The sequence below is a fragment of the Umezawaea sp. genome (assembly GCF_036375055.1).
Classification (GTDB): domain Bacteria; phylum Actinomycetota; class Actinomycetes; order Mycobacteriales; family Pseudonocardiaceae; genus Umezawaea.
Map to the genome: position 1 here is coordinate 21,440 of NZ_DASUSQ010000044.1, position 6,526 is coordinate 27,965.

The following is a 6,526-nucleotide window of genomic DNA, read 5'->3' on the forward strand; positions in this document are numbered from 1 at the left end:
CGGCGAAGCCGGCCGAGTGAGTCAGTGGTGAAGCCAGCCGAGTGAGTCAGCGGTGAAACCAACCGCGTGAGTCAGCGGGTGGATTTGCGCCTCGCTGCCTCGAAGGTGCGCAGGTAGCGCCTGCGGAACTCCGCGTCCACGCCTGGTGCCTGCTGTTCCGGGACCACCGGTTCCTGCTCGGGTTCCTGGTGGGTCGCCTGTTCCGGGACGGCCGGCTCGGGGTCCGAGGGCTCGGTGACCAGGCCTGAGCAGGACGCGAACACGAGGTCCTGTTCCGTTTTCGGCTGGGGCAGTAGTTCCAGCGTGATCTCTCGGCGTTGGCCGTGGTCGGCCTGTGCCGACTCGGCCGGTACCGGGTCCGGCTGGGGTTCCGCGACGGCGGGCGGTTGTGCGGTGGCCCCGCGCTCCTCGGCCTGCTGCTCTGCCGGTCGCGCGGCGTTCTGCACCACGTGCAGGGTCGTGGGCTGTTCCGGCGTGCTCCACGGGTTGGCGCCGCAGGCCGCCTTGAGCAGGATCGCCTGCTCGGCGTGCAGTGCCCGCCAGTCGGGCCTGCCCCTGGGTGTTCGGCCGCTGATCGGCAGCGGTGGTGCCGGGGACCAGGTGTGGGCCACGTGCTCGGTCGCCGACCGGGTGTTCCGCTCGGGCTCCGGGTCCTGGTAGGCGGGCAGTTCTCCGGTCAGCGACTCGTCGTGCACCTCAGCCACCAGCACCGGCAGTCGTGCTGGTGGCGGGTCGAAGACGCCGGTGAAGACGGGGTCCGGGGCCAGGGCCAGGGCCGCCGGGGCCGCGTCGCCGTGTTCCAGCGAGATCGGGATCGGGCGGCTGACCACCGGGTTGCGGTGGATCGGCTTGGCGGCCAGTTCCGGTGGGGCCGGGAGTGCGAGCGGCTCCGCGGGAGGGGGAGCGGGCTCGGGGTTCGGGAGTGCGGCGTTCTGCTCCGCCTCCTCCGCCGGGTCGGTGTGGCGCAGCATCACGGCGGTCACCACGCAGCCCGCGGCGAACGACAGCGCGCACAAACCGAACACGAAAGCGACTGCACCTGCCATGACCGTTCCCTCAACTCACCTGGACGTCGACGGCGGGACCGCCGTCCGAGGGCGGCCCCCACACCGGATCGACGACGACCTTCGTCTTGATGGCTTCCACGGGCACGCCGCGGTCGACCAGGAAATCGCGCACGAGCAGCGCCCGCTCCATCGCGAGGACGTCGCAGCGGTGCGAGGCGGTCTCGCCGTTCCACGCGTGGGAGACGAGGGTGATCGCCGCGCCGCCGGTGCGCCACAGGAGGTCACCGACTCCGGTCTGCACCTCCGACGCCGGACCCGTGAAGTCGGCGGTCCCCGGCGTGAAGGTGATGCCCTTGACGCCGTTCGAGGTGAACAGCGTGGTCACACCGCGCTGCACCACCTCCGGCGCGGGCGGCGGCGGCAGCAGGAGCGGCGGTAGCGGGACGTCGATCACGACGGGCACGGGTGGTGGCCGCACCGCTCCCCTGATCTCCGGCGTGGGGGCCGGGGAGGAGAACGGCAGCGCCTCGGTCAGCTCCTCGCCGTACACGGTGAACGCGAGGACCGTCGCGCCCGCGGGCACCAGCAGGGCCGCCAGCGCCAGCGGCAGCCAGCGTCGTTTCCTGGTCATGATGGGGCTCCCCGAACTCAGGCGCGCAGCGCCACCGCACCGTTCTCACTGCTGGACACCTGTTCCGGGATGAGTCCCGGCACCCGGTCGGCCGCCGCGGCGAGCGCGCTGCGGGCGGCGGACAGCTGCGTGGCCACGGTGCGGCGCAGTTCCTGGAGCTCCTCCGCGTGCTGCTGGATCTCGGCGATCCGCCGCTGCGCCTCCCGGCTGGCGACCTTCACGACGAACTCGCCCCTGGCCTTCGCCATGGCCTCCTGCTCGGCGAGGTGCTGGGCGGCTTCGTTGCGGCGGCGGGTCATCGTCAGGTCGAAGAACGACTGCGCCTTCTCGCGGCGCTGCTCGGACTCGGCTTCGAGCGCGTTGCACTGCCGGGCCGTCTCCTCCAGGAGGATGTCGGCGTCGAGCTGGGCCTGCTCCATCGCGGCGGCGCACTCGGCCGCGACCTCGGCCTTGCGCGCGACGTGCTGGGCCTCCAGCTCGGCGGCGCGGCGCTCCAGCTCGACCTCGCGCTGGTCCAGCTCGGCGGTGCGCAGCGCGGCGGCCTCGCGGGCCTGCCGGGACTGCTCCTCCACCTCCGCGCGCAGCGCGGCGATCTCCCGCTCGGCCTCGGCGCGCAGCTCGGCCAGTTCGACCTCGGTCCGCTGCCGCAGCGACGTGACCTCGCGGTCGGCCCTGATGCGCAGCTCGGCCGACTCGTCCTCGGCGAGCATCAGCATCCGGTGCAGGCGCTCGGTCGCCCCCGCGGTCGTGGACGGCGACATCTCCAGCCGTTCGACCCTCGTGCGCGACTCCTCCAGGTCCTGGCGGGTCATCTCCAGCAGCTTGCGCAGGTCGGCGGCCTGGGCCATGGCTTCGGCGCGGTCGAGGCTGGTGTAGCGCAGCTGCTCTTCCAGGTTGTCGATGTGGTCGATCACCTGGCGTCGGTGGAAACCCCGGTACACGACGTCGAAACCCGCGTGCAGCGGAACAACTTCCTGCTCTTTTGCACCCATGGCTGACCACTCATCCCGCCTCGTTGAAGATTGGCCGAGAGTACCGATGAGGTCTGCCACCAACCAGCCTCTTCGGGCCTGCTCCAGTCGAGCCGAACCGATCTCACGTACCCCACCACCAGGGTAAACACCAAAGTGCAAGATCAAAACATCGTGATGACGGGTCACCCGATTGTGTCTATTTAACGGAGAGTTTCCGGACCACTGCGCCATCAGCGGGTAGCCAATTGAACCGCTATCGCACGGAATGCGGAACACATTCGAGTTAATCGCGAATACACCTGGTCATCAAAGCCCGACTTGCTACCAGCGAGTAACGAGCCACTACGCTGGCCGGGTGACGCCAGCGCCCCTGCCTCTCACCGGTGAGCGGACCGTGCCCGGTATCGACGTCGAGAACTACTGGTTCTCCGCCAGGTAGGCGCTGTAAGGCGGGTCGTTCGCGCAGGTCGCTGCCGAACGTTGTGCCCCTAGTTCTCGTGGCAAACGAAGTCGGCCCCATCCACTGTGGACGCAGTGGACGGGGCCTGGACCTCTCACCTGCCAGGAGGCATGAGGCCGTGACCTCGGATTCTTCCACTACCCGCACGCCCCGCATCAAGTGGCGTGCCCTGCTCGCGGTGGTGGCCGCATGAGCATCGAGTCCGTCTCGTGGGTGCTCAACCACGCCCCCATCCCCCGCGACCGCCGCGACGCCTCGTCTCTGACCGTGGTCCTGCTGGGCCTGGCGAACCACGCCGACCCGTTCGGCCGCAACGCGTTCCCGTCGCTGTCGACGCTGGTCAAGTACACCCGTCTGAGTGAGCGGTCCGTGCGCTACGCGGTGCGCGCGCTGGAGGAGCTGGAGCTGATCCGCCCCTCCGACCCGGACATCGTGCGGGCCTACATCAAGCGGACCGACCGCCGCCCGAACGGCTACGACCTCGCGGTGGAGCGGGTCGAGGCGGCGGCTGTGGACAACTCCGGCGACGGGGGGCAGACACTGCCGCCCGCTGACCGGCACGGGGGGCAAACTCAGCGCCACGGGGGGCAAACAGCGACGCAGCGGGGGGCAAACACTGCCCCCGAAACGTCCTTGAACCGTACGAAGAACCGTCCCTCGCCGAGCGCGCCCGGTGGGCGCTCGGCGGTCCCGGCGGAGTGCGGCGGTTGCGACGCCCGGCCCGGCGACCCGATCAGTGCCCGGGTGGTGTGGCTGGACGAGGACCGCACCCGGTCCACGCCGTGCCCGCGCTGCGCCCCGGCCCGGAGCGGGGGTGCCCGGTGATGCGCGCCCACCTGACCTACCGCGAGCCGCACGGCTGGACCTCGCCCGTCGATTGCCTGCCCTCCCGGGAGGCCGCCGAGTTCCTGCGCAACGCAACGAACGCACTGACCCCGTCCGCCGCCTCCCGGCGGACCTGGGAGATCACCGACTGCACCGACGAGGACTGCGAGGCCGCACGATGAGCCAGCCGAAGCGCGCCGCGCACCTCACCCCCGCCGCCCGCCCGGACACCCCAGAGTGGGCCGACGAGACGATCCGCATGTCCGAGGGCCGCCTGGCCCACGTCGCCGAAGTCGGCCGCGTCCTGCTGCTGCCGTACGGGGCCGACCACCTGGTGGTGCGGGTGCTCCAGCGCCTGCACGCCGTCGTCGGCGAGGAGTCCCTGACCTACCTGCCCGGTGTCGCCGCCGTGGACGTGCGCCGCGTCGCCGACGGCACCAGCGACGACCCCGGCCTGATGACCTCCCAGCGCGCCGCCGAGCTGGCCGCGCTGCTCACCAGGGCCGCCGAGCTGGCCGCCCGGATCGGCGGTGGCCGGTGAACGCGCACGTCCCCTTCCCCGAGCCGAGTGACGAGGACCTGGAGAACGCCGTGGCGGAACTGGAGCAGTACGTGGCCGGTCGCGCCCCGGCCGCACCCCCGGCACCCGCCCCGACGCCGCCCGCCGACACCCGCCGCGTGCGGGAGCTGCGCGCGGAGGTCGCGGAGGCCCACGCCCTGCTGGACCTCCAGGCCGACGCCGCCCCGCTGCTGGTCGACACCGACCGGGTCCGCCGGTCCCGCAAGCGGGCGGCGGAAGCCGCCCGCTTGCACGCCCTGGCGCAGGACCCGGCGGCCCGCGCCTGGCAGGCCGCGCGTGTGCGCCTGGTGCTCACCGTCGTGGCGTTGACGGCGCTGGTCGGGGCGCTGGCGTGGTCCACCACGGGCGTGCACCACACGCTCACCCTGGGCATGGTCGAGCGCACCGCCGCGTGGTGGGGCGCGTGGGCCGTGGAGCCGGTGATCTCCGCCGTGCTGCTGGTCGTGGTCGGCGCGCGGGCGTTCCTGGCGGCCCGGGGCCGGGTGCTGCGGCACCGGCACCTGACCGTGGTCGAGTACGGCGCGCTGGGCGTCACGCTCACGCTCAACGTGTGGCCGTACCTGCCGTGGCAGGTCGAGCGGTTCGACCCGATGCAGCTCCTGGCGCACGCCGTCGGGCCGCTGATCGCGGTCGGCGCGGTGGCCGTCCTGCCGATCATCTGGACGGCGTTCGCCGAGCTGGACCACGGCCTCCCGACCGGCCTCGCCGCCGCCCCTTACCCCGCCCTTACCCCCGCGTCGTACAGCGGAAATGCCGCCGCGACCGCCCCCGCCGGGGACGGGCTCACCGGCCGCCTGGCGGCTCGTGCGCGGGACCTGATCGCCGCCGGGGAGCTGCCCGCCGACCCGTCCGCGAACCGGCTGCGCACGGCGCTGGGCTGCGGCATGGACACCGCCCGCGAGGTCCGCGACGCACTGCGCGGCGGTGCCTCGTGAGCGCGCCGATCCGGAAGGACGACGACATGGGCGGCGAGCTGATCCCGTTCCCCGGCACGGCCGCGCCCGCGCCCGACGACGAGCCGGTGCCGGCCGCCGGTCCGGTGCAGCCCGCCCCGGAGGTGCTGACCGGGGAGCTGATCACCGACGCCGAGTACCAGCGCGGCAAGGCGCGGCGGTTGGCGGAGCAGGCCGTGTCCAAGCTGCCCGCCCGCTGGCAGAGCGCGGAGTCCGCGAAGCAAGCCGGCGCGGCGCTGGCCGGTCGTGCCGCGCTGGCCCCCGTGCGCTACCCGGCGGCCGTGGGCCGGGGCTTGGTCGTGTCGGCCCGCGCGTGGTGGGCGTGGGTGCGCGTGGTGGACTTCTACGACGCCGCGAAGTCCAGCGACAGCCTGGCCTCGCGGTGGCAGGAGATCGCCGTGGTGCGCCGCCGGCGTGGCGTGATCACGCTCGCGGGGACCGGCGCGACCGGGCTGGGCGGCCTGGTGGTCGACCTGACCGCCGGTTCCCTGCCACTGCTGGTCACCGGGGGCGCGGTGTCCGTGGCGCTTGCCGTCGCCGGCCGTCGCAAGGACGGCTCCCCCGGCCGCCAGGCCGTGCTCGGCGGCGCACGCACGCTGGCGATGCTCATGGACGGCGACAACCTGATCGAGGCGTTCCGCTCGGCCGGGATCGTCGGCAAGGGCGAGCCCATGTACTTCGTCGAGCGGCCCCGCCAGGACGACACCGGATGGTCACTGGTGCTGGACCTGCCGCCGTCGCGCAAGGCGTCCGACGCGATCGCCAAGCGCGAGGCCCTGGCGTCCGCGCTGGCCGTGGACGAGGTGCGCCTGATCGTGGAGCGCGTCCGGGGCGACCGGGGCCACGCCGGGCGGGTGGCGCTGTGGATCGGCAAGGGCGACCCCTACGCCGCCGACCCCGTGCCCAGCCCGCTCGCCACCGCCGCGAGCTGGGACCTGTGGCGGCCTGTGCCGTTCGGCACCACCGCCCGGGGCGCGGCCGTGAACCTGCCCGTGGTGTGGACCTCGCTGCTGATCGGCGCGATCCCCCGCCAGGGCAAGACGTTCGTCGCCCGGCTGCCGCTCACCGCCGCCGCCCTGGACCCGCACGTGCGGCT

The 6,526-nt window shown here is 73.1% G+C and carries 7 protein-coding genes and 1 pseudogene; 5 read left to right on the forward strand and 3 right to left on the reverse strand.

Annotated elements, in window-relative coordinates:
• Positions 1-71: 71 nt before the first annotated feature.
• Genes VFZ92_RS13210 through VFZ92_RS13220 form a run of 3 tightly spaced genes read right to left on the reverse strand, consistent with a single transcriptional unit; the run spans position 72 to position 2,630 of the window.
• On the reverse strand, positions 72-1,046 hold the full coding sequence (locus VFZ92_RS13210; protein ID WP_330876180.1) for a hypothetical protein: 975 nt from the start codon (positions 1,044-1,046) through the stop codon (positions 72-74).
• Between the two features lie 10 nt (positions 1,047-1,056).
• A complete protein-coding gene (locus VFZ92_RS13215) occupies positions 1,057-1,638 on the reverse strand; it encodes a hypothetical protein (protein ID WP_330876181.1) in 582 nt (193 codons plus the stop codon).
• Between the two features lie 17 nt (positions 1,639-1,655).
• Complete coding sequence (locus VFZ92_RS13220; RefSeq protein ID WP_330876182.1) at positions 1,656-2,630, reverse strand: hypothetical protein; 975 nt, start codon at positions 2,628-2,630, stop codon at positions 1,656-1,658.
• A 631-nt stretch (positions 2,631-3,261) separates the two neighbouring features.
• Between VFZ92_RS13220 and VFZ92_RS13225 the strand changes: the two genes are divergently transcribed.
• The 5 genes and pseudogenes from VFZ92_RS13225 to VFZ92_RS13245 all read left to right on the forward strand — a co-directional run.
• Positions 3,262-3,897 (forward strand): helix-turn-helix domain-containing protein, encoded by a 636-nt coding sequence (locus tag VFZ92_RS13225; RefSeq protein WP_330876183.1) that lies wholly within the window; start codon positions 3,262-3,264, stop codon positions 3,895-3,897.
• Positions 3,897-4,079, forward strand: a complete 183-nt coding sequence (locus VFZ92_RS13230) for a hypothetical protein (protein ID WP_330876184.1) — start codon at positions 3,897-3,899, stop codon at positions 4,077-4,079. The genes VFZ92_RS13225 and VFZ92_RS13230 overlap by 1 nt, the downstream gene beginning before the upstream one ends.
• Positions 4,076-4,438, forward strand: a complete 363-nt coding sequence (locus tag VFZ92_RS13235) for a hypothetical protein (protein WP_330876185.1) — start codon at positions 4,076-4,078, stop codon at positions 4,436-4,438. The genes VFZ92_RS13230 and VFZ92_RS13235 overlap by 4 nt, the downstream gene beginning before the upstream one ends.
• Positions 4,435-5,412, forward strand: a complete 978-nt coding sequence (locus VFZ92_RS13240; protein WP_330876186.1) for a conjugal transfer protein TraI — start codon at positions 4,435-4,437, stop codon at positions 5,410-5,412. The genes VFZ92_RS13235 and VFZ92_RS13240 overlap by 4 nt, the downstream gene beginning before the upstream one ends.
• A pseudogene (locus VFZ92_RS13245) lies at positions 5,409-6,526 on the forward strand (cell division protein FtsK); the annotation flags it as partial. The gene VFZ92_RS13240 and the pseudogene VFZ92_RS13245, both read left to right, overlap by 4 nt.

Bases quoted from the DNA above. Each gene is read 5' to 3' on its own strand.
- VFZ92_RS13210 (WP_330876180.1), bottom strand. From the start codon at position 1,046: ATGGCAGGTGCAGTCGCTTTCGTGTTCGGTTTGTGCGCGCTGTCGTTC.
- VFZ92_RS13215 (WP_330876181.1), bottom strand. From the start codon at position 1,638: ATGACCAGGAAACGACGCTGGCTGCCGCTGGCGCTGGCGGCCCTGCTG.
- VFZ92_RS13220 (WP_330876182.1), bottom strand. From the start codon at position 2,630: ATGGGTGCAAAAGAGCAGGAAGTTGTTCCGCTGCACGCGGGTTTCGAC.
- VFZ92_RS13225 (WP_330876183.1), top strand. From the start codon at position 3,262: ATGAGCATCGAGTCCGTCTCGTGGGTGCTCAACCACGCCCCCATCCCC.
- VFZ92_RS13230 (WP_330876184.1), top strand. From the start codon at position 3,897: ATGCGCGCCCACCTGACCTACCGCGAGCCGCACGGCTGGACCTCGCCC.
- VFZ92_RS13235 (WP_330876185.1), top strand. From the start codon at position 4,076: ATGAGCCAGCCGAAGCGCGCCGCGCACCTCACCCCCGCCGCCCGCCCG.